The organism is Hymenobacter siberiensis (genome assembly GCF_018967845.1).
In the GTDB taxonomy this organism is placed as follows: Bacteria; Bacteroidota; Bacteroidia; order Cytophagales; family Hymenobacteraceae; genus Hymenobacter; species Hymenobacter siberiensis.
In genome coordinates, this window is record NZ_JAHLZZ010000001.1 from 2374157 (window position 1) to 2398758 (window position 24602).

At 62.3% G+C, this 24602-nt stretch carries 18 protein-coding genes and 1 pseudogene; 7 read left to right on the forward strand and 12 right to left on the reverse strand.

All coding sequences use genetic code 11. The features are described from left to right. Positions 1 to 79: 79 nt before the first annotated feature. The 3 genes from menD to KQ661_RS10275 all read right to left on the reverse strand — a co-directional run bounded on the left by menD (position 80) and on the right by KQ661_RS10275 (position 3581). The gene (menD, locus tag KQ661_RS10265) at positions 80 to 1804 is read right to left on the reverse strand and encodes a 2-succinyl-5-enolpyruvyl-6-hydroxy-3-cyclohexene-1-carboxylic-acid synthase (protein ID WP_216680529.1); all 1725 of its coding nucleotides are present in this window, start codon (positions 1802 to 1804) and stop codon (positions 80 to 82) included. 103 nt (positions 1805 to 1907) lie between these two features. After that, positions 1908 to 3143: a chorismate-binding protein gene (locus KQ661_RS10270; RefSeq protein WP_216686357.1), complete on the reverse strand. Its 1236-nt coding sequence runs from the start codon at positions 3141 to 3143 to the stop codon at positions 1908 to 1910. Continuing rightward, positions 3144 to 3581 (reverse strand): hotdog fold thioesterase, encoded by a 438-nt coding sequence (locus KQ661_RS10275; protein WP_216680533.1) that lies wholly within the window; start codon positions 3579 to 3581, stop codon positions 3144 to 3146. It abuts the gene before it with no gap. A gap of 133 nt (positions 3582 to 3714) precedes the next feature. On the opposite strand from KQ661_RS10275, the gene KQ661_RS10280 reads away from it, so the two are divergent. The 3 genes from KQ661_RS10280 to KQ661_RS10290 all read left to right on the forward strand — a co-directional run bounded on the left by KQ661_RS10280 (position 3715) and on the right by KQ661_RS10290 (position 7685). After that, entirely contained in the window at positions 3715 to 4338 is a 624-nt protein-coding gene (locus KQ661_RS10280) for a histidine phosphatase family protein (protein ID WP_216686358.1), read from the forward strand. Positions 4339 to 4585: 247 nt separating this feature from the next. Beyond that, entirely contained in the window at positions 4586 to 6442 is a 1857-nt protein-coding gene (locus KQ661_RS10285; protein ID WP_216686359.1) for a pyruvate dehydrogenase complex dihydrolipoamide acetyltransferase, read from the forward strand. Positions 6443 to 6596: 154 nt separating this feature from the next. Beyond that, on the forward strand, positions 6597 to 7685 hold the full coding sequence (locus KQ661_RS10290) for a TonB-dependent receptor (RefSeq protein WP_216686360.1): 1089 nt from the start codon (positions 6597 to 6599) through the stop codon (positions 7683 to 7685). On the opposite strand, the gene KQ661_RS10295 is transcribed toward KQ661_RS10290, so the two are convergent. After that, complete coding sequence (locus tag KQ661_RS10295; RefSeq protein ID WP_216685953.1) at positions 7669 to 8781, reverse strand: IS4 family transposase; 1113 nt, start codon at positions 8779 to 8781, stop codon at positions 7669 to 7671. The two genes, KQ661_RS10290 and KQ661_RS10295, sit on opposite strands and share 17 nt — an antisense overlap. A 95-nt stretch (positions 8782 to 8876) precedes the next feature. On the opposite strand from KQ661_RS10295, the pseudogene KQ661_RS10300 reads away from it, so the two are divergent. The 4 genes and pseudogenes from KQ661_RS10300 to KQ661_RS10315 all read left to right on the forward strand — a co-directional run. Continuing rightward, positions 8877 to 10400: pseudogene (locus KQ661_RS10300) on the forward strand (TonB-dependent receptor plug domain-containing protein); the annotation flags it as partial. 90 nt (positions 10401 to 10490) lie between these two features. After that, the gene (gene hslV, locus KQ661_RS10305) at positions 10491 to 11033 is read left to right on the forward strand and encodes an ATP-dependent protease subunit HslV (RefSeq protein WP_168673457.1); all 543 of its coding nucleotides are present in this window, start codon (positions 10491 to 10493) and stop codon (positions 11031 to 11033) included. 150 nt (positions 11034 to 11183) lie between these two features. Further along, positions 11184 to 12155 carry a deoxyhypusine synthase family protein gene (locus KQ661_RS10310; protein WP_216686362.1) on the forward strand — a complete coding sequence of 324 codons (972 nt, stop codon included), beginning with the start codon at positions 11184 to 11186 and terminating at the stop codon, positions 12153 to 12155. A 204-nt stretch (positions 12156 to 12359) separates the two neighbouring features. Next, complete coding sequence (locus KQ661_RS10315; protein WP_216686363.1) at positions 12360 to 12962, forward strand: OmpA family protein; 603 nt, start codon at positions 12360 to 12362, stop codon at positions 12960 to 12962. Positions 12963 to 13254: 292 nt separating this feature from the next. Here KQ661_RS10315 and KQ661_RS10320 read toward each other — a convergent pair whose 3' ends face one another. From KQ661_RS10320 to KQ661_RS10355, 8 genes are all read right to left on the reverse strand, one after another. Continuing rightward, the gene (locus tag KQ661_RS10320; protein WP_216686364.1) at positions 13255 to 14562 is read right to left on the reverse strand and encodes a cystathionine gamma-synthase family protein; all 1308 of its coding nucleotides are present in this window, start codon (positions 14560 to 14562) and stop codon (positions 13255 to 13257) included. A 166-nt stretch (positions 14563 to 14728) separates the two neighbouring features. Next, a complete protein-coding gene (locus tag KQ661_RS10325; protein WP_269808174.1) occupies positions 14729 to 15850 on the reverse strand; it encodes a flavin monoamine oxidase family protein in 1122 nt (373 codons plus the stop codon). 736 nt (positions 15851 to 16586) lie between these two features. Beyond that, complete coding sequence (locus KQ661_RS10330) at positions 16587 to 16853, reverse strand: heavy metal-binding domain-containing protein (RefSeq protein WP_216690826.1); 267 nt, start codon at positions 16851 to 16853, stop codon at positions 16587 to 16589. Positions 16854 to 16928: 75 nt separating this feature from the next. Next, positions 16929 to 18401 (reverse strand): efflux RND transporter periplasmic adaptor subunit, encoded by a 1473-nt coding sequence (locus KQ661_RS10335; protein WP_216686365.1) that lies wholly within the window; start codon positions 18399 to 18401, stop codon positions 16929 to 16931. Beyond that, positions 18394 to 19815 (reverse strand): efflux RND transporter periplasmic adaptor subunit, encoded by a 1422-nt coding sequence (locus KQ661_RS10340; RefSeq protein WP_216686366.1) that lies wholly within the window; start codon positions 19813 to 19815, stop codon positions 18394 to 18396. Before KQ661_RS10340 ends, KQ661_RS10335 begins: the two co-directional genes overlap by 8 nt. Then, a complete protein-coding gene (locus KQ661_RS10345; RefSeq protein ID WP_216680544.1) occupies positions 19793 to 21040 on the reverse strand; it encodes a TolC family protein in 1248 nt (415 codons plus the stop codon). The genes KQ661_RS10340 and KQ661_RS10345 overlap by 23 nt, the downstream gene beginning before the upstream one ends. 203 nt (positions 21041 to 21243) lie before the next feature. Beyond that, positions 21244 to 23136 (reverse strand): efflux RND transporter permease subunit, encoded by a 1893-nt coding sequence (locus KQ661_RS10350; protein WP_216680545.1) that lies wholly within the window; start codon positions 23134 to 23136, stop codon positions 21244 to 21246. A 108-nt stretch (positions 23137 to 23244) separates the two neighbouring features. Beyond that, positions 23245 to 24591, reverse strand: a complete 1347-nt coding sequence (locus tag KQ661_RS10355; RefSeq protein ID WP_226929979.1) for an efflux RND transporter permease subunit — start codon at positions 24589 to 24591, stop codon at positions 23245 to 23247. Between the last annotated feature and the right edge of the window lie 11 nt (positions 24592 to 24602).

The following is a 24602-nucleotide window of genomic DNA, read 5'->3' on the forward strand; positions in this document are numbered from 1 at the left end:
CACTAATTCAATCGATTGGTTTACTTACTGCGGGCAAGATGCTTCGCTGCGCTCTGCATGACGTTCAGTTGGTTAATATTTAGGCAAAAGCAGCTTTCACCGCCGCTCGGTATTCCTCAAAAAACGCCGCGTTGGTCTTCGAGTCGGTGAAGACTTCCAGAATGGCCGCGCCGGTTTCGGCTGCAAAGAAAACCGGTAGCGCGGCTTCTAGTTCTTCAAACGATGAAACCGGGAAGTAGCGTAGGTTAAAATCCTTGGCCGTATTCTCGGCCGTGAGGGCCTGGCGCGTTTCAAAAAACTCCTCCAACTCTGGCTGCTGGCGCGGCCCATCGATGATACGGAAGATGCCGCCGCCGTGGTTGTTGAACAGCACCACCCGCAGGTTGGGCGTGGGGTAATTGTGCCAAAAGGCGTTGCGGTCATAGAAAAATGCCACGTCGCCGGTCAGCAGCACTACCGGCCGCTCCGGCTGGGCCAGGGCCGCGCCCACGGCCGTGGAATTGCAGCCATCGATGCCGCTGGTGCCCCGGTTGGCAAAAACTTCAATTTGCCGGCCTTGCGGGATGCCGAGGATGTTGGCGTAGCGCACGGCCATACTGTTTGCCAGGTGCAGAGCCGTGGTTTCGGGCAGCGCCGCCAGCGCGTGGCGGAAGGCTGAAAATTCGTTGAAGGGCTGGGTTTCGTCCGTAAAAAAACTGTTGATGAATTCGGAAGACTGCTGATTTGCACGACGCCAAATCTTGCCATACGGCATGGCTTGCACGCGCAATTCCTTGGAGAATTCGTGCGCGAAATCGCTCAAAAAAATAAATGGACTGGTGCGAACAACTTTTGTTAGGGAGCGAAATACGTCGGCTACCTGACCGCCATACGGCTGAAGATGCCATTGCTGCTCCGCTGGATATTTACGCAGATATAATTTCAGCGATTTTGATATCAACGACTTCCCTAAAGTAATTAGCAGGCCTGGACGTAATGATTCCCGAAATTCCTCATTAGCACTGCTAAGAAAAATATCCTGCGACAAGACGGTCGGGATGTTTGCCGAGAGGTTGCTAATAGAATCTGCAACTACAATAGCTCCAGACTGATGCGCAAAATGCTTAAGGGCTTCAGCCAGCGAAGAGTCGCTGATATGCTGGCCAACGACAACCAGAATGCGGTTTAAAAGGTCATTGTAAGGCGGCGCTGTATGAGCCTCCGCATAAAATGTATTGGAAGGCACATCTGCATCATCCCGAATAATCTTCACATCCTGCTCATACTGAATTTCCTCGCCCGCCTTCGGATAAAATGGTTCGCGCAACGGCACGTTCACCTGTACCGGGCCAGCGGGCGCGGCCTGCGCCAGATTAATGGCCTCGTTCACAATGCGCGCTGAATACCACTTGGCATCGGGATGCGCGGTTTCTACCGGAAACTCGAACGCGCCCTTGGCGTGCGCGCCGTATAAATTATGCTGCCGGATGGTCTGCCCATCGAGCTGGTCAATCCATTCCGGCGGCCGGTCGGCGGTAAAAATCACCAGCGGAATCTGCTGGAAAAAGGCTTCGGCCACGGCCGGCGCGTAGTTCAGTCCTGCCGTTCCTGACGTGCACACCAGCGCCACCGCCCGCCGTTGCGCCTGCGCAATGCCCAGGCCGATGAAGGCGGCGGCCCGCTCATCGGGCACCACGCGCACGTTCAAACCGGGGTGGCGGGCAAAGGCCAGCGTGAGCGGGGCCGAGCGCGAACCCGGCGACAACACTACGTCGGTAATGCCGTGGCGGGCGCAGATTTCGGCGATGTTATAAACGGCCTGCATGATGGAATTAAAAATTAAAAATGAAGAATTAAAAGTTGAGTTGAATATGTGAAATGGGCCTTTTCAACGGGTAATAAACACGGCCATTTTTAATTCTCAGTTTTTAATTCAAAATAGCGCCCACGGTTTGCATCTTCATCTCCGTCTCCTGCCATTCGCGCGCCGGGTCCGAGTCGACGGTGAGGCCGGTGCCGGCGTAGAGGATGACCTCGGTGGCGCGCACCTGCAGGCAGCGCAGGTTCACGAAGAGGCGGGCGATGCCGGGCGCGGCCACGTTCACCGGACCCAGAAAGCCGCTGTAGTAGGCGCGGTCGTAGCCCTCGTGGCGGCGCAGGAAATCGAGCGCGGCCGTTTTGGGCATGCCGCCCACGGCCGAAGTCGGGTGCAGCAGGCGCAGCATGTCGGTGCCCAGCGCGGCGGCGTTGGGCACGTTTTGCAGGTCGACTTCAAAGTCGGTGCGCAGGTGCAGGAGCTGGCCGGCCGCCACGGTGCGGGGGCCGGTTTCGTGGTACTCGCGCAGCCGCAGCTGCTTGAAGCAGCTCACGATGTAGCGGGCCACCAGGGCCTGCTCCTCAATCTCCTTCTGCCGCCAGATGGCATCCTGGGGCCGCGTGCCCGGCACCAGCGGCTGCGTGCCGGCTAGCGCCATGGTATGAAACTGCCCATCGGCCGTGACTTCGGCCAGCACTTCGGGCGAGGCCCCCAGCCAGGTGCCCACGCCCGGCACACTCACCAGCGATACAAACGCGCGCGGGTACTTCTCGCTCAGGTCGGCAAACGCGGTCAGCGGGTCGAAATCCGACGGCAGGGGGCGGCAGGCAGCGCGCGAGCTCACCACCTTCATCACTTCCCGGGCCTCGATGGCGGCCACGCCGCGCCGTACCAGGGCGGTGTATTCGGCTTCGGTGGCGGTGGGCGGCGCGGGCTGGGTGCCGTAGTGCCAGCCCAGCCCGGCCGGCGTAGGCAGCGCCAGCCAGGCCGTGAGGTTGGGCACCAGCGCGCGGGCGGCGGGGGCCACGGCCACGGCCTCGGGCTGGGCCAGGTCGTAGCGCACGTCGGCGGGTAGGAATAGGGCCGGGTTGTGGTCCGAGTCGCGGAAAGGAAAAAACGCAAAGCCGGCCGGCGCGTGGTCGTCCAGCGCCGGGGGCAGGCCGGTGTACGCGGCTTCGAGCGAGCGGGCTATCAGCAGCTGCGGCTGCGCGGCCCCGGGCTCGCGCCACAGCGCCAGCGGCCGGCCCGTGCGCAGCGCCCCGGCCACGAGGTGGCGCAGCCGGGCGGGCGCATCGAGGCCGACGGCGCTGGCCGGCCAAGGCAGCAGGCGGTAGTCGGGCCGCACCATTTAGGGAGCTGGCTGGGGCTTGGGCGCGATGTCGACCACGGCCATGGTAATGCGGCTGATGCACACCAGCGCCCCTGTTTCTTCGTGCGTAATGCGGATTTCCCACACCTGCGTGCTGCGGCCGATGTGCACCGGCGTGGCGCGGCCGGTTACCCAGCCGTCGCGCACGCCCTTGAGATGGTTGGCGTTGATTTCCAGGCCCACGGCGGCCTGCTTGCTGCGGTCGGGCAGGCGCAGGGCGGCGGCAATGCTGCCCAGGGTTTCGGCAAAGGCCACTGACGCGCCGCCGTGCAGCAGGCCCATGGGCTGGTGGGTGCGGCCATCCACGGGCATGCGGCCCTCAATGTAATCGTCGGTCACGGCCGTGATTTCCATGCCGAGGGCATCGGCCAGGGTGGGGCGGGAGGCCGTCCAGCGCTTTACTTCTTCCAGATTCATGGGGTGGGGCAGGGGAGCGGCCGTGGGAGCACCGCTCAACGGTGAATATTAAAGAATAAAGGTCAACAATTGGGGTTTAAACTCCGTACTTTGAGGAATTGTTGACCAATTGTTACGCAAAACTACCGCGAAAGTGAAGCCCCGGACCATCTTCCTTCTGCGCCACGGCCAGACCGATTTCAACGTGCGCGGCATTGTGCAGGGCAGCGGCGTCGATTCGAGCCTAAACGACACCGGCCGCCGCCAGGCGGCGCAGTTCTTCGCGGCCTATGGCCACGTGCCGTTCAATAAGGTCTACACCTCCGCCCTGCGCCGCACGCAGGAGTCGGTGCAGCAGTTTCTCGACCTCGGCCTACCCCACGAAGCCCATTCGGGCCTCAACGAAATCAGCTGGGGCGTGCGCGAGGGCACCCGCATCACCATTGAAGAGGATGCCGAATACCGCCAGGTACTGGCCGGCTGGGAGACCGGCGACACCCACGCCCGGCTCACCGGCGGCGAAAGCCCCGAGGAAGTAGCCGCCCGCCAGCGCCCGTTTATTGAGCTGCTCAAGACGCGGGACTACGAAGAAACGGTGCTCGTCTGCATGCACGGCCGGGCCATGCGCGTCATGCTCTGCCAGCTGCTCAACTACCCGCTCAGCCACATGCAAGGCTTCGAGCACAGCAATTTATGCTTGTATAAGCTGGAGTTTACGGGTACGGTGTTCACTGTCAAGAACTTTCTCGACGTGTCGCATCTGCAGGAACCGGGCTGATTTCGACGGCGCTCAGCATGACCGTCATTCTGGCCTTGTCAAAATGACTTACTGCCTTATTGTGGGCAAGTCCTTATATTCTCCGGAGTTGTTTAGAAAGTCACAAAAGGTACTCAAACGGTCATGCAGAGCGCAGCGAAGCATGACCGTTTGGGGATTTTCTAAACAGCTTCCCCGATAATAACGTTGCCCCCGCCAACTTTTCCGGCTAATTTTGGCCTTCTCAACTCTAGCGCTTTTATATCCGATGGCCGAAATCATAAAAATGCCCAAAATGAGCGACACGATGACCGAAGGGACCATCGCGGCCTGGCTCAAAAAAGTGGGCGATAAAGTTAAATCCGGGGACATCCTGGCCGAAGTCGAAACCGACAAAGCCACCATGGAGCTGGAAAATTATGAAGACGGCACCCTGCTCTACATCGGGCCGAAAGAGAAGGATTCCGTACCGGTTGATGGCATTCTGGCCATTGTGGGCAAGGAAGGTGAAGACATTTCGGGCCTGCTGAACGGCCAGAGCGGCGGCGCTGTCCCGGCCGCCGAAGCTCCTGTTCCCGAGCCCGCCGCCCCCGCCGCCGAAGCCCCCAAGGCTCCGGAAGCTGCGCCTGCTCCGGCACCAGTGGCTGCCGCTCCGGCCGCGCCCGCCAATGGAAAGAAAGCCACCGTGGTACGCATGCCCAAGATGAGCGACACGATGACCGAAGGCACCATTGCGGCCTGGTTGAAAAACGTGGGCGACAAAGTGAAATCGGGGGATATCCTGGCCGAAGTCGAAACCGACAAAGCCACCATGGAGTTGGAAAACTACGAAGACGGCACCCTGCTCTACACCGGCCCCAAAGCCGGCGAAGCCGTGGAAGTTGATGGCATTTTGGCCATCATCGGCGAAGAAGGCGCTGATATTCAGGCCCTGCTCGGCGGTGGCGGTTCTGCCCCGGCACCGGCCCAAGCTGCTCCGGCTGCTGAAGCTCCGGCTGCTGAAGCACCGGCTGCTGAAGCACCGGCTGCTGAAGCACCGGCTGCTGAAGCACCGGCTGCTGAAGCACCGGCTGCTGAAGCACCGGCCCAAGCTGCTCCGGCTGCTGCACCTGCCGCCGCTCAACCAGCAACGAGCAACGAGCAAGCAGCAACGCCAAATGGCCGCATCCTGGCCTCGCCGCTGGCCAAAAGCATTGCCAAAGAAAAAGGCATCAACCTCTCGCAGGTAGTAGGCAGCGGCGATAACGGCCGCATTGTGCAGCGCGATGTGGAGAACTTCCAGCCTTCCGGCGCTGCTGCCGCTCCGGCTCCGCAAGCTGCTTCTGCGGCCATGCCGGCACCAGCCGTTGCGCCCCAGGCTGCTCCGGCACCCCAGGCTGCTCCGGCACCCCAGGCTGCTCCGGCACCCCAGGCTGCCCCCGCTGCCAGCGCCCCGGCCTCGACGGATACCTACACCGACACGCCCGTGTCGCAGATGCGCAAGGTAATTGCCAAGCGCCTGTCGGAGAGCTTGTTCACGGCCCCGCATTTCTATCTCACGATGGAAATTAACATGGACAAGGCCATGGAAGTCCGCGTGAAGCTCAACGAGCTGTCGCCGGTGAAACTGAGCTTTAATGACTTGGTGCTGAAGTCGGCGGCCATTGCCCTGCGCTCGCACCCGGCCGTGAATTCCTCGTGGCTCGGCGACCGCATCCGCCAGAATAAAGTCATCAACATCGGCGTGGCCGTGGCCGTAGATGAAGGCCTGCTGGTGCCCGTGGTGCGCAACGCGGACCAGAAAGGCCTCGCCACCATTGCCACCGAGGTGAAGGAGCTGGCCGGCAAAGCCAAGAGCAAGAAGCTGCAGCCCGCCGAGTGGGAGGGCAGCACCTTCACCATCTCGAACCTGGGCATGTTCGGCATCGATGAGTTTACCGCCATCATCAACCCGCCCGATGCCTGCATTCTGGCCGTGGGCGGCATCAAGCAGACCGCCATTGTGAAGGATGGCGCGCTGGCCATCGGCAATATCATGAAAGTAACGCTGAGCTGCGACCACCGCGTGGTGGACGGCGCTACCGGTGCGGCCTTCCTGCAAACGCTGAAAAGCCTGCTCGAAGACCCCATGCGTCTGATGATTTGAGGCGGCTAAAAACTGAAACTAAAAAACCAGCCCGGTAGGGCTGGTTTTTTTTATGCGCCATGCACTAGCTTGCAGGCAGTAAAATACGGTTTTTCAAAGTATCGTATTCACTAAAAAAAAGCCTGCGTCACTTTCCTCACCTACCGAATTTTGTATGAAACCAACCCATTTACTCCCAATTATTTGCCTGGCCAGCACTGCCGCCTGGGGCCAGGCGGCTACCACCCTCACCGGCCAGGTTAAGGATGCTGCCGGGCAGCCGGTTATCGGGGCCTCCATTGTGGAGAAGGGCACCAACAACGGCACTTCTACCGATGCCAACGGCCGCTTCACGCTGCGGGCCCGCACGGCCGTCCCGAGGCTGATTATCAGCTCGCTGGGCTACACCAATCAGGAGGTGGCCGGTACCAGCGGCCTGAGCGTGACGCTGGCCGAGAACAGCACCAGCCTCGACGCGGTGCAGGTGGTGGGCTCGCGCAGCCAGAACCGCTCCGTGACGGACTCGCCCTCGCCGGTCGATATCATCGACGTGCGGGAGGTGACGGCCAAAACCGGCCAGCTCGACGTGAACCAGCTGCTGCAGTTCGTAGCGCCCTCCTTCAACTCGAACCGCCAGACCGGGGCCGACGGGGCCGACCACGTAGACCCCGCCAGCCTGCGCGGCCTCGGCCCCGACCAGACCCTGGTGCTGGTGAACGGCAAGCGCTGGCATCAGTCGGCGCTGGTGAACCTGTTTGGCAGCCGGGGCCGGGGCAACACCGGCACCGACCTGAACACCATTCCGGCCGCCAGCATCGAGCGCATCGAGATTCTGCGCGATGGGGCCTCGGCCCAGTACGGCTCCGATGCCATCGCGGGCGTTATCAACATCGTGCTGAAAACCAGTGTGAACGAGTTGACGGCTAACGCCAATTATGGCGCTTACACCGCCAAATACCGCTTCGACGACAAGACCTTCGACGGCGGCAACTTCAACGCCAACCTCAACTACGGGGTGAGCGTGGGCAAGGGCGGCTTCGTGAATGCGACTGTGGACTACAACCAGCGCCAGCACACCCAGCGCGCCAACGTGCCCGCCCCCGACGGCATTCAGCGCCGCCAGTACGGCGACCCGAAGGCCAACAACACGTCGGTTTACCTCAACAGCAAGCTCCCCATTAACGAGAATGTCTATGCGTATGCGTTTGGCGGGGTGAATTTCCGCAAGGGCGAGGCCTACGCCTACTCTACCCTACTATTTTAGTTAATTGATAAAGAGTTAGTTGGCAAATAATCCATCGAAACACGGCGTTCATGTTAGCAATGAAGGCCGGGTCAGTGCTGCGGCCGGGCCGCGTGTATTGCCGCAGAGCGTTGAGGCCGTGGCGGCTGAAACTGGCGCGTTTGTAGCCGTTGTTTTTGGTTTTGATGGGTTGCACCTTTTCGTGGAGCCAGGTGCCCACGCTGACACACAGCGCGTAGGCCAGGCTCACGAGGCCAACGAGTTTTTTGAGCTTGCCGCGGCACTGCAAATGCGTCCCGCGCAAGGCAAAGCCGCGCCCTTTCAGGTTCTGAAAACAGGCTTCGATGGTCCAGCGCTTGCGGTAGAACTGGCCCAAAAAAGCGACGTTGGCCGTGCCGAAAAGGAACAGGTACTCGCCCCCGGTCAGGGCCGTGACCTGCGCCCCACCCCAGACCCCGTCGACCTGGCACGCGGCCAGTTGGCGGCACTGGCCCGGGTGCAGGCCCCAGTCGGCCACGGCGTGACGGCGGCCGTGGCGGTCGGTGAGCAAGTGGTGCTTGGGCAGGCGCATGACGAAGAAAATGCCCTTGTCTTTGAGGTACTTGAACCACGCATGGCCCACAAATTCCCGGTCGCCCACCACCAACCCCACCCGGTCGGGGCCCAGTACCCGGAGGCAAAAATCCAGCAGCGCGGCGCGGTCAGCCGCGTTGGAATTACCGCTGCGGTTGTCGAGTAATTCCCAGTACAGCGGCCAGTGGCAGTCGCCGCGGCCCACCGTGACGAGCAGAATGTTTACCTGGCACTTGCCGAAGTCCCACTCCGTGCGGTCCAGGCACAGGCGCAGCTTGCCCGTGCCCGGCAGCAGGCCCACCAGTAGCACAGCCAGGGCCAGGTAATCCAGGTCGACCTCGCGAAAAAAGTCCTGGATGCGCGTCTCGTTCGAGGCCAGTTTTGCGCCGTCGTTGAGATGCTGCGCCACTTCGCAAAATTGTACGTTTCGACTTTTGAAGAGACCCAGCACGAAGCGGGCAATGAACTTCTTGCGGGCCAGGTTCCGCACCAGCGGGGCCGAATGCAAAAGGGTCGTAATTTTGGCAACGAGGCAATGCTTCACGGGAAGGGGTGCTTTTGGCAGTTGAGGAACTACAAAGGTCGAACCTTCCCGTTTTTATGCCCGATTTTTAGTAGGGTAGAGTAGCCTACGCCTACACCCGTTTCCCGACGGTGACGGACGATAACGGCAACCCCATCCCGAATCCGCGCAGCAACGCAACGCTCTATCCCAACGGTTTCGACCCCATCATCACCAGCGACCTCACCGATGCCCACGGCGCAGTGGGCCTGCGCGGTACTTTCGGCGGCTTCGACGTGGATTTGAGCGAGGGCTTCGGCTCGAACCGCTTCCACTACGGCCTGACGAACACACTGAACGCCACGCTGGGCGCAGCCTCGCCCACCACATTTGATGCCGGGGGCTTTCAGCTCCAGCAGAACGTGGTGAACCTGAACCTGAGCCGCAACTACAAAACTGTGCTCCAAGGCCTGAACGTAGCCATCGGCAGTGAATACCGCCGCGAGTGGTACGCGCTGTTTGCCGGCGAGGAAGGCTCGTACCGTAAATACCCCGGCGCGCTGAACGACCGGCCGGGCGGCTCACAGGGCTTTCCCGGCTTCCAGCCCCGCAACGAGCTGAAGGCCAGCCGCAGCAATGTGGGCGTGTACGCCGATGCTGAGTTGGACGTGACCAAGGCTTTCTTGGTGGCGGCGGCGGGCCGTTTCGAGAACTACTCCGACTTCGGGAGCAGCTTCACGGGCAAGCTGGCTACGCGCTACAAGTTCAGCGAGAGCTTCTCGCTGCGCGGCACTTTGAGCTCGGGCTTTCGGGCACCTTCGCTGGCGCAGATTAATTTCAACACGGTGTTTACCAACGTGGTGGGTGGCAAGCCGGTCGATATTCTGCTCGACCGGAACAATGGGCCGGTGTCGAAGGCATTGGGCATTCCGGCCCTCACGCAGGAGCGGTCGCAGTCGGCCAGCGTGGGCTTCACGGGCCGCGCCGGCTCGGTGCTGAGCTTCACGGTGGACGGCTATTACATCCACATTAAGGACCGCATCGTGCTCACCGGCACTTTTGCCGACGACGACCCGCAGATTGGCTCTATTCTGCAAGGCCTGAACGTGGGCCAGGCCCAGTTCTTCGCCAACGCCGTTTCGACCGATACCTGGGGCCTCGATGTGGTGCTGGCTAACACCATTGGGGTGGGGGCGGGCCGCCTCACGACCACACTGGCCGCCAACGCCAACCGCCTGCTCATCGTAGGCCAGGCCAAAACCACTCCGCTGCTGGCCGGTAAGGAAGAAACATTCTTCGGCCAGCGTGAGCAAGCCTTCGTGAAAGCCTCGGCCCCGCCGTATAAAATCAACCTGACCTTCGATTACAACGTGGGCCGCTTTGGCGCACTGGTGCGGCTGGTGCAGTTCGGCCATGTGCTGCTCTACGACTACAACGGCGACCCGAACCCCTACCGCGACCGCCTCACCACCGATGTGGCCCTGTCATACGCCCTCACCAACCAGCTGCGCCTCTCGGTGGGCTCGTCGAACCTGTTCAACGTGTACCCCAACTTCTTCAACCCGCAAGCCACCGAGAACGGCGGTGCCTGGGATGCCGTGCAAATGGGTAGCAACGGCCGCTTCCTGTTCGCCAAGCTGCAGTTCCGGGTGAGCAAGTAGTAGGGAAGGAGAGAGCAGACTAATAATAGCACGACGTTCTTTTTCTTGCAGCGGTGCCGCTGGCCTCAGCCGTTGTATTTTTGCGGCCTTATGCAAGCAAAAATCCGCTCTACTACCGTGCTCGGCATCCGGCACAACGGCGAAATCGCCGTTGGGGCCGACGGGCAGGCCACCATGGACAAGCACGTGGCCAAGAATAACGTCCGCAAAATCCGCAAGCTGCTTGATGGCAAAGTCGTGACCGGTTTTGCCGGTTCCACCGCCGATGCCTTCATGCTGCTCGACCGCTTCGAGGAGAAGCTCACCAGCTACAGCGGCAACCTCAAGCGCGCCGCCATCGAGCTGGCCAAGGACTGGCGTAAGGACCAGTACCTGCGCAAGCTCGAAGCCATGATGGTGGTGGCCGATAAGGACGAATTACTCATCCTAAGCGGCACCGGCGACGTACTGGAGCCCGACTCCGACGTGGCCGCCATCGGCAGCGGGGCGATGTATGCCCAAGCCGCCGCGCTGGCTCTGAAGAAGCATGCGCCGCATTTGACGGCTCGCCAGATGGTGGAAGAAGGCCTGCACATCGCGGCTGATATCTGCATCTATACCAATCATAATTTGATGATTGAGTCGCCGTCGTAGGCCGGACGTATGAACGTCATGCAGAGCGCAGCGAAGCATCTTTACCTCGGTACTAACTCAATCGATTGGTTTACTATCGAGGTAAAGATGCTTCGCTGCGCTCTGCATGACGTTCTTTTATCGTTGTTTTAACACCCAAAATCCCCCCAAATGCAAGTTTCCAATTTTCTCCGTCACCATTACCGCCACTTCAACGCCGCTGCCCTCATCGACGCGGCCGATGGCTACAACAAGCACCTCGCTGAAGGCGGCAAAATGATGATTACCCTGGCCGGAGCCATGAGCACCGCCGAAATGGGTATTCAGCTGGCCGAGCTGATTCGTCAGGATAAAGTGCAGATTATCAGTTGTACCGGCGCCAACCTGGAGGAGGACATCTTCAACCTCGTGGCCCACGATTTCTACGAACGGGTGCCCAACTATCGCGACCTCACGCCCGCCGACGAGCAGGCCCTGCTGGAGCGCCACATGAACCGCGTGACAGATACCTGCATTCCCGAGGAAGAGGCTATGCGCCGCCTCGAGCATGTGGTATTGAAGTTCTGGGAGAAGGCCGAAAGCGAAGGTAAAGCGTATTTCCCCCACGAATTCTTCTACCAGATTCTGCTGAGCGGCGAGCTGGAGCAGTACTACCAGATTGACCCCAAAGACAGCTGGATGCTGGCCGCCGCCGAGAAAAACCTGCCCATCATCTGCCCCGGTTGGGAAGACAGCACGCTCGGCAACATCTACGCCGGCCACGTCATCACGGGCGATATCAAGAACGTGCACACCATGCGTACGGGCATTCAGTACATGATTTACCTGGCCGACTGGTACACCCAGCAAGCTACCAACGAGAGCAAAGTAGGCTTCTTCCAGATTGGCGGCGGCATTGCCGGCGACTTCCCCATCTGCGTGGTGCCCATGCTGCACCAGGACCTGGGCCGCACCAGCGTACCGCTGTGGGGCTATTTCTGCCAGATTTCGGACTCCACCACCAGCTACGGCAGCTACTCCGGCGCCGTGCCGAACGAGAAAATCACCTGGGGCAAGCTGGGCCAGGACACGCCCAAATTCATCATCGAAAGCGACGCTACCATTGTCGCGCCGCTGGTGTTTGCCATCGTGCTAGGGCAGTAAGCAGTAGCGCGGACTTTTAGTCCGCGTCCCCGCGCATTTCCAACGATTGTCGTTCTACCACGCGAACTACAACGTTCGCGCTAAAAAAAAGAGCCTGCCGCTTCTCAGCGGCAGGCTCTTTTGGGTTTGCATCGGTTGGGAGGTGGTAGCCAACTTTAACGGCTTGCTACTCGTAAGCAATAATTAATCTCAACCTTTCTGACTATGAAAACTACTTTCCTTTCCCTGTTGGCGGCGGCCACCGTTGCCCTGGTGGGCTGCGACAATTTGAGCAAGCCCTCTACGCTGGACCAGCCCCACGAGGCAACAGTCGACACGGCGGTGGTATACCGCAACAACCAGTCGGCGGCCGAGGCGCTCGAACGTTCTTTCGATAGGACCAAGAACGTTTTAGTAACTCAGACCCTTCCCGAAATCAAGCAAAAGTCGGTGACCGTGACCGGCGATGCGGATTTTGAGGTGTATTCGGTAGATGAAACGGTGCTGTTTGACTTCGACAAGTCCATGCTGAAACCAACGGCGGCGGCCACTTTGGACGAAATCGTTGCTTCCATCGGCCAGCGCTTCGCCAATAAGAACGTGCGGGTAATGGGCTTCGCCGACTCGCGCGGCGATGCCACCTACAACCTGCAACTGGGACACGACCGGGCCGATGCCGTAAAAAAATACCTGGTTGAATCCGGCAAATTGCCCGACGATAAAGTGAGCACCGAAAGCTTCGGCGAGCAGAAGCCCGTGGCGACCAATGAAACTGCCGCCGGCCGAAAGGCCAACCGGCGGGTTGAGATTGCCGTCAGGGTCCGGTAGTTTTAAGAATGTTGAAAAGAAAATAGCCCGGCTGCAGCAATGCGGCCGGGCTATTGGTTTGTAGTATTTGCTGGAAAGCGTTTCGTATAAATAGCACCTTCACTGGCGCGAGTTTAGCGGAGCGTAAATCGTGCCGATAATCTGGGCGAGGCTGCGCCTCGCATAGAACAACATACCGCTCTAATTGAGCAGCGCCGCATTGCCGCTGGCGCGGCAGGGGGGGGGGCGCTGCCTCCCCATCTTGGCAAGGCGCGAGTTACGCTGCGCTAAACTCGCGCCAGCGGCATCATGGCTATGCCATCTCCATTTCCCGCTCCTTCACCATTCCCACGGCCTCAAATGCCTGACTCAAATCGAGCATCAAGTCCTGCGGGTCTTCTACGCCGATGCTCAGGCGAATCATCTGGGGGGTGATGCCCATTTCGTGCTGCTCTTCGAGGGTGATGTCGGAGTGCGTCATGGTACCGGGGTGCTCGGCGAGGCTTTCGGTACCGCCGAGGCTTACGGCCAGCTTAATGAGCTTCAGGGTATTGAGGAAGCGGAAGGCTTCGGCCTCGCCGCCCTTGATGTCGAAGGAAATCATGGAGCCGGGCGAGAGGCAGTGGCGCTGGTAGATGTCCTGCTGGGCGGGGCAGTGCTCGAGGTGGGTGAGGTAGTAGGTGCGTTCCACCAGCGGGTGGGTGCGGAGCCAGTCGGCAATGAGCTGGGCTGATTGGGCGGCGCGCTCCATGCGCAGCTTCAGGGTTTCGAGCGAGCGCATGAGCATCCAGCCGGTGTTGGGGTCGCACATGGTGCCCATGAAGGTGCGCATGGCCTTGATTTCCTTCATGAGCGGCTTACTGGCCAGGGCCGCGCCGGCAATCAGGTCGGAGTGCCCGCCCAGGAACTTGGTGGCCGAATAGAGCACCACATCGGCCCCGTGCTTTAGCGGATGCTGGAAAACTGGGCCCAGAAAGGTATTGTCAACGACGAGACGCACGGGTTTTTCGTCGGTGGAATACTGACGGGCCAGGGCGGCGCAGGCTTCGAGGTCGACGAGGTGATTGGTGGGGTTGGCGGGCGTTTCCACGAAAATCATGGCCAGGCGGCCGGGGGCAATGGCAGCGGCGCGGGCTGCCATTTGCGCCGGCGTGTCGGTGGGGCGGAAACCCACGGCCTCAATCCCGAATTTACGCAGCACGTTTTTCAGAAAGAAATCAGAGCCGCCGTACACGGGCTCGGAGTGTAGCACCACATCGCCGGGCTGCAGCAGGGCCAGCAGCGTGGTGCTGATGGCAGCCATGCCGCTGGCGAAGCTGGCGGCTTCGTCGGCTTCGTCCCAGAGGCAGAGGCGGTGCTCCAGAATCTCCAGGCTGGGATTGTTGAGGCGGGAGTAGATGAGGCCCATTTCCTCGTCGGGGCCCTGCTGGCGCAGGCCGTAGGCGAGTTCGAAGAAGGCTTTGCCTTCCTCGGCATTCTTGAAAACGAAGGTGGAGGTCTGGAAAATGGGCGGCTTGATGGCTCCCTCGCTCCAGGCGGGGGTGTAGCCGTAGCTCATCATGAGGCTTTCGGGGCGCAGCTGCTGGCCGCCGATGTGGGCATGGTCGTGGAGAGTGGACATAAAATGGGGGTTGGGTGGGATGGGGAATTACGTGGGGCGAAGGTAGGATTTTGTTTTTAGAGGCACGAAAAAGCCCCGCCGCTGGGAAAGCGGCGGGGCAGTAGCTCGGGTTTGGTAGCCCACGTGGCTGCTTAGAGCGGGTTTTTTTTGTTTCCTGAGAGGGCTCCTACAAGTTGCCCAGCAACTGCGTTGCTGCCCATTGCCCGGACTCAATGGCCCCATCTAGCCGGCCCCATTCGCTGGTAGATGTTTCGGCCCCGGCCCAGTAGAGCCGATTATCCCAGTAGGGCTGGCGCAGCTGGGCCGGCCCCTGCAGGGGAATCTGGTCGGGGAACTGCTCATCGCCGGGGATACTGGTCAGCGGTTCCTGGCTCCAGTCCAGCTCGTGGTAGGCCAGCGGCTGTAGGGCGGCAGGGCCAAACAACCGGCCCAACTGCTGCACCACGGCTGCCTGCCGTTGCGCGAGCGGCGCATTCCGCAGCGGATGCAACGGCGCGAAAAATCCGAATAAAGCCCCCAGCGGACCGGTAGCAGGGGAGGCGTCGTGAATTTCCCCCAGCGGCCCCAGCTGGCTGGCCCCGTAACCGGACCAGCCGTCGGCCCGCCAGAAGGGCGTGGCATACACGGCCACCGCCTTCATGGAATAGGCCATCCAGGTGGGCACTTCCCGCAGCGTCTGTTGCAGCGCCGCCGGCAAGTCCGGCGTAAAGTGCAGGCTATGCGCCGCCAGGCGCGGGGGCAGCGCCACGATGACGGCCGAACCCCGGTAAGTGCGCGCGACCCCGGCGTGCTGGGCCTCGACCACGACTTCCGCGCTGCCTACCGGGGCGTGCAGTTGCGTTACCCGCGCATTGAGCAGCAGGCTGCCCGTCGGCAGCTGCCGGGCCAGCGTGCGGCAAAGCGCCACCGTTCCTCCCGGCAGGCGCAGGTAGCCCGTTGAGCCGGATGGATGGTGCGGCAGGTGGTGCGTGCCGGCGGCGGTTTCGTGGGCCGTAGCGCCGGCGCTGGGCTGCACGAAGGGCTGCAGGCCCAGCTGCTGGCACAAACCGAGCAGGTAGGGGTGGTGCGACCACCCCCAGGTGGCACCCAGGTCCAGGCCTTCCGCTTCCGACGAGCCGGGCAGCGCGGGCACGGCCAGGGTGCGGCCCCCCACCCGGTCCCGGCCTTCGAGGACCAGTACCGGGCGGCCGGCCGCGTGCAGTGCCCGGGCCGCCGTGAGTCCTGCCAGGCCGGCACCAATAATAATGACCGGTAGGGTAGCTGGGGCTATCAGTGATTCTTTTTTCAAGGGGATAAATTTTACGCGCAAAGGTCGCGATTCAATAAAAATGTCCGGCTGGCTCGTTAAGAAACCTATGGCTGGGTGTCGCATCAGTGCTACCAACATGCGGCGGCGGCACCGGGGTTGGTGGGGGCAATGGCCAATTGGCCGGGTTTCGGATAATCCCTGTTTCCACCACTTTTTCAGGAAGCCTGCCGGCAGAATTGCCTCGCCCTTTTGCCACACAAGGTATTGAGGGGTAAACCGAATTCTGGCTTTCGAAAGCCTCCGAAGGCGGCTCGGAATAATTGGCAGCGGAGGCAGAACCGGGTGGTGCAACGAGCTGCCCGCCGGACAGCGTCGTACCACTCACTGCTGGTGAACACGGCAATGGCACGAGAGTTTGGCAATACAACGACCAAAAAGTCATCGCACCACTCCATTTTGGGCCATCGCCGGAGGATTGTAGTCCCGCTGCTCGCTGAGGCGGGTGTGCGAGGGGAACCGGGAGGGCCGTGCCGCCTGGTGGCAAACCGGCTTGGCGGCGGCCCATAAGCAGCGGGTAAGGTACCGGGTATCCACCCGCCGGCAACCTATATGTGCCAGCAGGAATGCCCGAAGTAGCCGGACATCCTTACTGGCACACATTGGAAATGCATTAAAAAAATCCCGTTAACCATCGGGTCAGTAATGAGTCAGGCCACGACGCGAGTAGGCAATTATGCCAATTTGCTTCCTGAGCTGGTGTTATCCAGGCCAGCGGCTACTTTTTTACCACCAGGTCCATGCCGCATTTTGGGCACTGGCCGGGCTGGCTGGCTACTACTTCGGGGTGCATGGGGCAGGTGTAGACTGTGGCCGTGCCAGCAGGCGTGGCAGTACTGTCGGCCATCATGGTGGTTCCGTTCATGGCCCCGTTTTCCATATGATTTTGGTTGCCGGTTTCCATATGGTTCTGGTTTTTATCGGAGCAGCTGGTGGCGAAGGTGAGGCTGGCCAGGGCCAGGGTGTAGGTGAGGAACTTGTTCATGGGACTAAGCAAAAAACGGAAAAAATTGGGGCTGAGCCGCAGCCCGAAACGGGGTTGAAGTAGTTGGTTGAGACCTTACATCGCCATGCCGCTCATGTGGTCATCGTCGGCTCCCTGGCGCAGGGTGAACTCGCTTTCCAGCAGGTAGGCCCCGGTGGTTACCACCGCGTCGCCGGCCTGCAGGCCCGCCAGCACCGGCACCGCCGTGGCCGTGCCCTCGCCCAGGCGCACCCGTACCCGCCGAAACTGCCGCTCGCCGGTTTGCTTCCATACGTAGCTCACGGCCCCGTTGTGGATAATGGCGGCCGGCGGCACGCGAAGCATCGTCTCCGCAGCAGCGGCAACCGACGCCTCGGGGCGGGTAGTATGGGCCGATGGAAGGCTGTTGACCAGCACGTTGGCCTGGGCACCGGGCTGGAGGCGGCCGGCGGAGTTGGGCACCTCGATGCGGGCCAGCGTGAGCTGGCTGCTGCCACTCAGCTCGGGACTTAGGAACACGACTTTGCCCCGCACGGGGTTGGCCTGGCCAGCTACCTGCACGGCCACCGTCTGGCCCAGGGGCAGCCGGTTGGCCTCGGCCGGATAGAGCTGCGCTTCCACCCACACGCTGCTCAGGTCCGTGAGGGTGAGGAGGGGAGAGCCCTCGGCCACGTACTGGCCCTGCACCACATCCAGGGTTTGCACCGTGCCGGTGCGGGGGCTGTAGTAGGTGACCAGGGGGCTGGGCTTGCCGGTTTGGGCCAGCTGCCGCAGTTGCGCGCCCGATACGCCCAGCAGCCGCAGCTTCTGGGCGGTGGCTTCGGCGAAGTGGCGGTAGGTGGGCTCGGCCACCAGCAGGTCCTGGGCCAGCGCCAGCAGGTATTCGCGCTGCAGGATTTGCAGCTCCTCGCTATACACCGCAAACAGCGGGGCACCGCGCCGCAGCAGCTGCCCGGTCTGGCGCACGTAGAGCCTCTCGACGCGGCCCGCCACCCGGCTGCTGATGCTTTCGGTGCGCCGGGCATTGGCCGTGACAGTACCGGTCAGCACGGCCTGGGGCGCGGGCATTTCGGTTTTATCGATGCCAGCGGTGGAAGCCGGGCCGGAACCCAACGTCTGCACCTGGATATTGCCCAGCGCCAGCTGCTGGGCCGTGAGGATGAGGTCGTTGGTAGCCAAATCGGTATCCGGCAGCTGGCTGATGGCCGGGCGGCTCGACGTCTTCACGAGGTCCATGCCGCAGATGGGGCAGCTGCCGGGCTGCTTTTCGCGCACCTGCGGGTGCATGGGGCAGGTGTACACGGCCGAGGCCGCCGCCGGCTTCTTTTGGGCGGCGGGCGGCTGCACCGCCACCAGGTGCATATGGCAGATGGGGCAGTCCCCCGGCTCATCGGCGTGGATTTGCGGGTGCATCGGGCAGGTGTAATAGGCCGCTGACTCAGCAGTTTTTTCAGGGTCAGGCTTGGCCTTCTGGCAGGCTGACGCACCGAGCAGGAGCCCGGCCAGCAGCAGCATCAGCCACGGCCGCCAGCGGGTTTGCCAGGGCTTTTTTGGGAGGAGCTTAGTCATGGGCGGGCGGGTTAGCAGCGTTGGCGGAGGTTTGAATGAAGCCTTCACTATCAATCAGATACTGGCCATTGGTGGCCACTTCTTCGGAGCCGGTGAGGCCGCGCAGCACCTGAACCTGGCCGGCGGTGCGCTGGCCCACCTGCACGGCCACCGGCACGAACGTGGCCCCGCGCCGCACGAAGGCCACCTGCCGGGTACCCAGGTCCACCACGGCGGCGCGGGGCAGCCAGAAGCTCCCAGCTCCGGCCGGCGCGGCGGTAGGCACCAGGTGCCCGGTCAGGCGCTGGCCGCGCCGCAGCCGGCCCTGTGGGTTGGGCAGGTACACCCGCACAGCCGCTACGCTGGCCTCGGAGCGGAACTCAGGCTCCACCAAATCGAGTCGCGCGATGCGGGGCGGCAGGTTGGTGCCTTCGGCCACCACGCGCAGCGTCTGGCCGGGCCGCAACTGGCCCAGCTCGGCCGGGGTGGGCTGAAATATGCCCCACACCTGGTCGGTATTCACTACCTGAAACAGCGTCTGGCCGGTGCTCACGTAGGCTCCTTCCCGGAGGGTGAGCGACTGGGGCTGCGCCGGGTCGGCAGCCGAACTACCCGCCGCAGCGCTGGGCGCGCCGGCACTCATGCCCGGTTCGGGGCTGGCGCTCATGCCTCCGGTAGCGGCGGCACCGTTGGCCGGCGCGGTGGCGGCCAGGGTTTCTACCACGTAGCCATCGTAGGGACTGAAAATGGCTACCCGGTAGCTGGCCCGACGGGTACGGGTCAGGGCTGCGAGCTGCTGGTCGGTGAGACCCAACAGGCGCAGTTTCTGCCGGGCCCCGGCTACCAGCGGCGCATTGTCAGCGTCGTTTTCCAGCACGAAAATCAGCTCCTGCTCGGCCGTTACCAGCTCGGGGCTGTAGAGCTCAAGCAGCTTCTGGCCCCGCCGCACGGGCTGGTAGTTAAAGCGCACCGCCAGCTGCTCGATGCGGCCACCGAAGCGGGCCGCTACCGCCCGGCTGCGGCGCGGGTCGTAGTCTACCACGCCCGGCAGGGTGAGGGTATCGGCCGCCGCGCCCTCGGCCACGGGGCGTATCGTGGCCACGGCCGCCAGCACGGCGGCGTTGGGAGCTTGGCTCACCGGGCCCAGATCGGTGGGAGCGGCGGCGGCAGCAGCCGCGTTGTCGAGTACCTTGGGCACCAGGTCCATACCGCAGATGGGGCACTGGCCGGGGGCGTCGCGCACAATCTGGGGGTGCATGGGGCAGGTGTACTGCATGGCCGCCGAGCTGGTCACTGGCTGGGCGGGGGCCTGCGACTCGGGGCCGTGGGCCTGGCCGTGGCAGCCGGCCAGCAGCAGGAGCGCCAGTAGCGGGGCCAGCAGCCGGGCGGGCCAGTAGCGGCGGCGGCGGGGGCTATTGCTCAAGTTCCTGGTCATAGCGTACGTGAAGGGTCATCAGTTCATACTGGGTATCGAGGTACTGCAGGCGGGCCATAAGCCAGGCATCGAGGGCTTCGACCACGGCGGGCAGCTGGGCGGTGTTTTGCTGATAGGCCAGCAGCGTGACCTGGTAGGTTTTGCGCAGGGCGGGCAGCACGCCCTGCTCGTAGTTGAGCAGCTGCTCGCGCTGCACCCGCAGGTCTGATTGCAGGGTGGTGATGCGGCCGGCCGCGTCGTTGAGCAGGCTGGCGCGCTGCTGCTGCACCGCCTGCGCCTCGTAGCCCAGGGCGGCGGTGTTGGCCTTATACTCGCGGGCCGACCACGGCGCGAAGGGCAGCGTAACCATGCCCATCACCGAAAACTGGTTGGGGGTGTTGCCGATGCCGTTCATGTGGTCGTAGCGCACCCCAAAATCGGGGCGGCGGCGACTGGCTTCCACCTGCTGGCTGAGGCGCACCACGGCCAAGGTGCGGTCGAGGCGGCGCACGTCGGAACGGCGGGCGGCCAGGGCGGCGGTATCGGGGTACGGGCCGGCGAATGAGGTCGGCAGCAGGGTGTCCACGGCGAACTCATTTTCGGGGTTGCGGGCCATCAGGGTGTTGAGGCCGATGGTGTGCTGGCGCAGCTGGCCGTAGAGGCGGGCATGGTCGTTGCCGTGCTGGGCCACCCGGGCCTGCACCTGGTAGATGCTGGCCAGCGTAGTCTGGTTATACGGGTAGCGGGCCTGGGCAATCTTCAGCAGGAAATCGAGTAGCACGTCGCTCTCATCCAGCACTTTCAGCTTCTTTTCCAGCACTGCCCGGCCGTAATACAGCGTGCGGGCCCGGGCGCGCAGCTCGTTGAAGCTGGCGGTCTGGTCGGCCTGCTCCACGGCGGCCTGGCTGGCCAGGTAGTCGCGTTTGGCGCGCTGCTTGGCCGGGTTTGGCAGCTGCTGCTCCACCGACACCATCTGCATGCCCATGCCCTGGCCGTTGTTCATCTCCTTGATGGGCCGCTGGTTGTAGGGCGTCATCCAGTAGCCGGCGCTGATTTTGGGCGGCTCCCAGGTGGTTGCCCCGGCCACGGCGGCGTCTTTGGCGCGGGCGCGGGCGTCGTACTGGCGCAGGGCGGGGTTGCGGGTCTGGATGGCGTGCAGCACCGAGTCGAGCGGCAGCCGGGGCTGCTGGGCGCGGGCCGGGAGGGCCAGGAGTAACAGTAGCAGGAGTTTCAGGGGGTATTTCATGCTCGTTCAACGGTACGCCTCACGAGACCCCTTCGGGGCCGGCCCTCTTTCCGAAAAGGAGAGGGGGAGCCGAGGCGGCATGGGTGTATTTGAGTATTCATTTAGTTCTTTTATTTCTCTCTTAGTCGTTTGCCTCCCCCTCTCCGAAAAGGAGAGGGGGCCGGCCCCGGAGGGGTCTCGTGAGGCGAACCGTTGAACGGTCGTTAATGCGTCACCGCCAGCACGTCCAGCTTGCCGAACTTGCGCAGCTCGTATTCCTTGGTCATCAAAAAAATCAGCGGCGTGACCAGCAGAATGTGGGTCGAGGAAGTGAATACGCCCCCAATCATGGGCAGCACGATGGGCAGCATCACATCGGAGCCCGTGCCCGTGGCCCAGAGCACCGGCACCAACCCGAATAGCGCCACCGACACGGTCATCAGCTTGGGGCGCAAGCGCTTGGCCGCCCCATGGAAAACGGCCTCGCGCAAATCTTCCTTCGTGATAGTCTCGCTCGAATTGCCCTTGCGGGCCACCAGCTGCTGCATGGCGTCGTTGAGGTAAATGACCATGATAACGCCCGTTTCCACAGCCAGCCCGAACAGGGCAATGAAGCCCACGGCCACTGCCACGGAGAGGTGCACGCCGTAGAAATACACCATGTAGGCCCCACCGATGAGGGCGAAGGGAATGGTAACCAGGCTCAACAGTGCCTCGCGTACCGAGTGGAATGCGAAATACAGGCAGCCGAAAATCACTACCAGCACGATGGGCAGAATAAAAAGCAGGGTGCGCTGCGAGCTGATGAGATTTTCGTACTGCCCGCTCCATTCCAGGTAGTAGCCGGCAGGTAGCTTGCCCTGCACGGCCTGCACCTTTTTCATGGCCTCGCTCACGGTGCCGCCCAGGTCGCGGCCCCGCACGTTGAAGAGCACCGCGCCGCGCAGCTGGGCGTTTTCGGAGTTAATCATGGGCGGGCCATTTTCGAAGCGCAGGCTGGCCACGGCCGAGAGCGGCACCGGGCCGTAGGCGGTGGTCTGGATGGGGATGCGGCCCAGCGCGGGCAGGCTGTTGCGGAAGTCCTCGGCCAGGCGCACGCCGATGGCGAAGCGCCGCCGGCCCTCCACGGTGCTGGCCACGGGCGCGCCCCCGATGGCCATTTCCACCACCTCGTTCACCTGGTCCACCGTGAGGCCATAGCGGGCCAGCTGGGGGCGGTTGAGGTCGATTTGCAGGTACTTGCCGCCCGTGATGGGGTCCACGTACAGGTCCTCCACGCCGGGCACGCCTTTCAGCGCCGCCCGCACCTGCTGCGATACCCGGTAAATGGTATCGAGCTGCTGGCCATACACTTTCACGCCTACGTCGGTGCGAATGCCGGTGCTCAGCATGTTGATGCGGTTGATGATGGGCTGGGTCCAGCCGTTCACCACGCCAGGGATTTGCAGCTTGCCGTTCAGCTCCTCAATCAGCTTGGCCTTGGTCATGCCGGCCCGCCACTCGCTGCGGGGCTTGAGCTGGATGATGGTTTCAATCATGCTCAGCGGGGCGTTGTCGGTAGCGGTGCTGGCCCGGCCGGCCTTGCCCAGCACGCCCTTCACCTCGGGCACCTGCATGATGATGCGGTCCTGCACCTGCAAAATGCGCTTCACCTCGGTATTCGACACGTCGGGCTGGGTGATGGGCATGAACAGAATCGAGCCCTCATCGAGCGGCGGCATAAACTCGGTGCCTAGGCTCAGCAGCAGCGGAATGCTGATGGCCAGCAGCGCCAGGTTAATACCGATGGTGGTTTTGCGCCAGGTCAGGCACCAGTTTATCAGCGGCGCGTACACCCGCTCCAGCCCCCGGTTGATGGGGTTTTGCTCCTCGGTTTTGAACTTGCCCTTCATGAAAAAGGACAGCAGCACCGGGGCCAGCGTCACGGCCAGCACGGCATCAATGAGCAGAATAAACGTCTTGGTATAGGCCAGCGGATGAAACAGCTTGCCCTCCTGCCCGGTGAGCAGAAAAACCGGCAGAAACGACGCCACGATGATAATCGTGGAGAAGAAAATGCCCCGCGACACCTGCTGGCTGGATTTCTCGATAATGGCGAGGCGTTCTTCGTTGGTCATGGGTTTGAGTAGTTTTAATTGTTCAACGGTTCGCCTCACCCCCCGGCCCCCTCTCCGAAAAAGAGAGGGGGCCGGGGGGTGAGGCGCCCGGTAGCGCCGATTGGATTACTACTGCACGCGAGATGCTTCGGCTGCGCTCGGCATGACGTTCTTATTAATACCCGGCGGCCCGCCCGCCGCCGCTTCCTCGGCCGCCTGGTGCAGGGCCAGGTTACGGTAGGCATTCTCGGCCATCACAATGCCGTTGTCCACAATCACCCCAATGGCCAGGGCGATGCCAGTCAGCGACATGATGTTAGACGAAATATCAAAGGCGTTAAGCAGGATGAAGCTCGCGGCGATGGTAATCGGAATCTGGAGCAGGATGCTCAGGGCGCTGCGCCAGTGGAAGAGAAATACCAGCACCACCAGCGACACCACGGCCATTTCTTCGAGCAGCGTGTGCTTGATGTTGGCCACTGATTCCTCAATCAGCCCGCTGCGGTCGTACACGATGTTGAACGACACGCCGGCGGGCAGGCCCTTGGCTACCTCGGTCATTTTGGCCTTCACGCGGGTGATTACCTCGTCGGCGTTTTCGCCGTAGCGCATCACCACGATGCCGCCCACGGCCTCGCCCTGGCCGTTGTGGTCGAAGATGCCGAGGCGGGCTTCGCCGGTCATCTGCACCGTGCCCAGGTCGCGTAGGCGCAGGGGCACGCCGTTGGGGCGGGTGAGTACCGGCACGTTTTCCAGGGTGGCCACATCCTGGATATAGCCGTTGGTTTTGATGATGTAGCCCGTGCCGCCCTGCTCGAATTTGCGCCCGCCGGCCTCGTTATTATTCTGGCGCACGGCCGCCAGCACCTGCGGCAGGCTCACATTATAGTAGGTGAGCTTGGTGGGGTCCACGGTCACCTGGTACTCGGGCTGGAAGCCGCCGAAGCTGGCTACTTCGCTCACACCGGGCACAGTTTGCAGGCCGAATTTCACGTACCAGTCCTGCAGGGCGCGCTGCTCGCCCAGGTCGAGCTTGGGGGCGTTCAGGGTGTACCACAGCACGTGGCCCACGCCCGTGCCATCGGGGCCAAGGGTGGGCGTGAGGCCGGCCGGTAGCAGGCGCTGGGCATAGTTGAGGCGCTCCAGCACCCGCTCCCGAGCCCAGTAGATGTCGGTATTGTCGTTGAAAATGACGTACACGAAACTCATGCCGAACATGGAGGCGGCGCGCACGGCCTTCACCTGGGCCAGCCCCTGCAGGTTGGTCACGAGTGGGTAAGTCACTTGGTCCTCAATAATCTGCGGCCCGCGCCCGGCCCACTCGGTAAACACAATCACCTGGTTTTCGGACAGGTCGGGAATCGCGTCAATCTTGCTGGCCCGGATGGAGAAAACACCCCACACCAGCAGCCCGGCCGATAGCAGCAGCACCACGCCCCGGTTGCGCAGGGATAAGGAAATAAGTCGCTCAATCATTTGATTAGTAG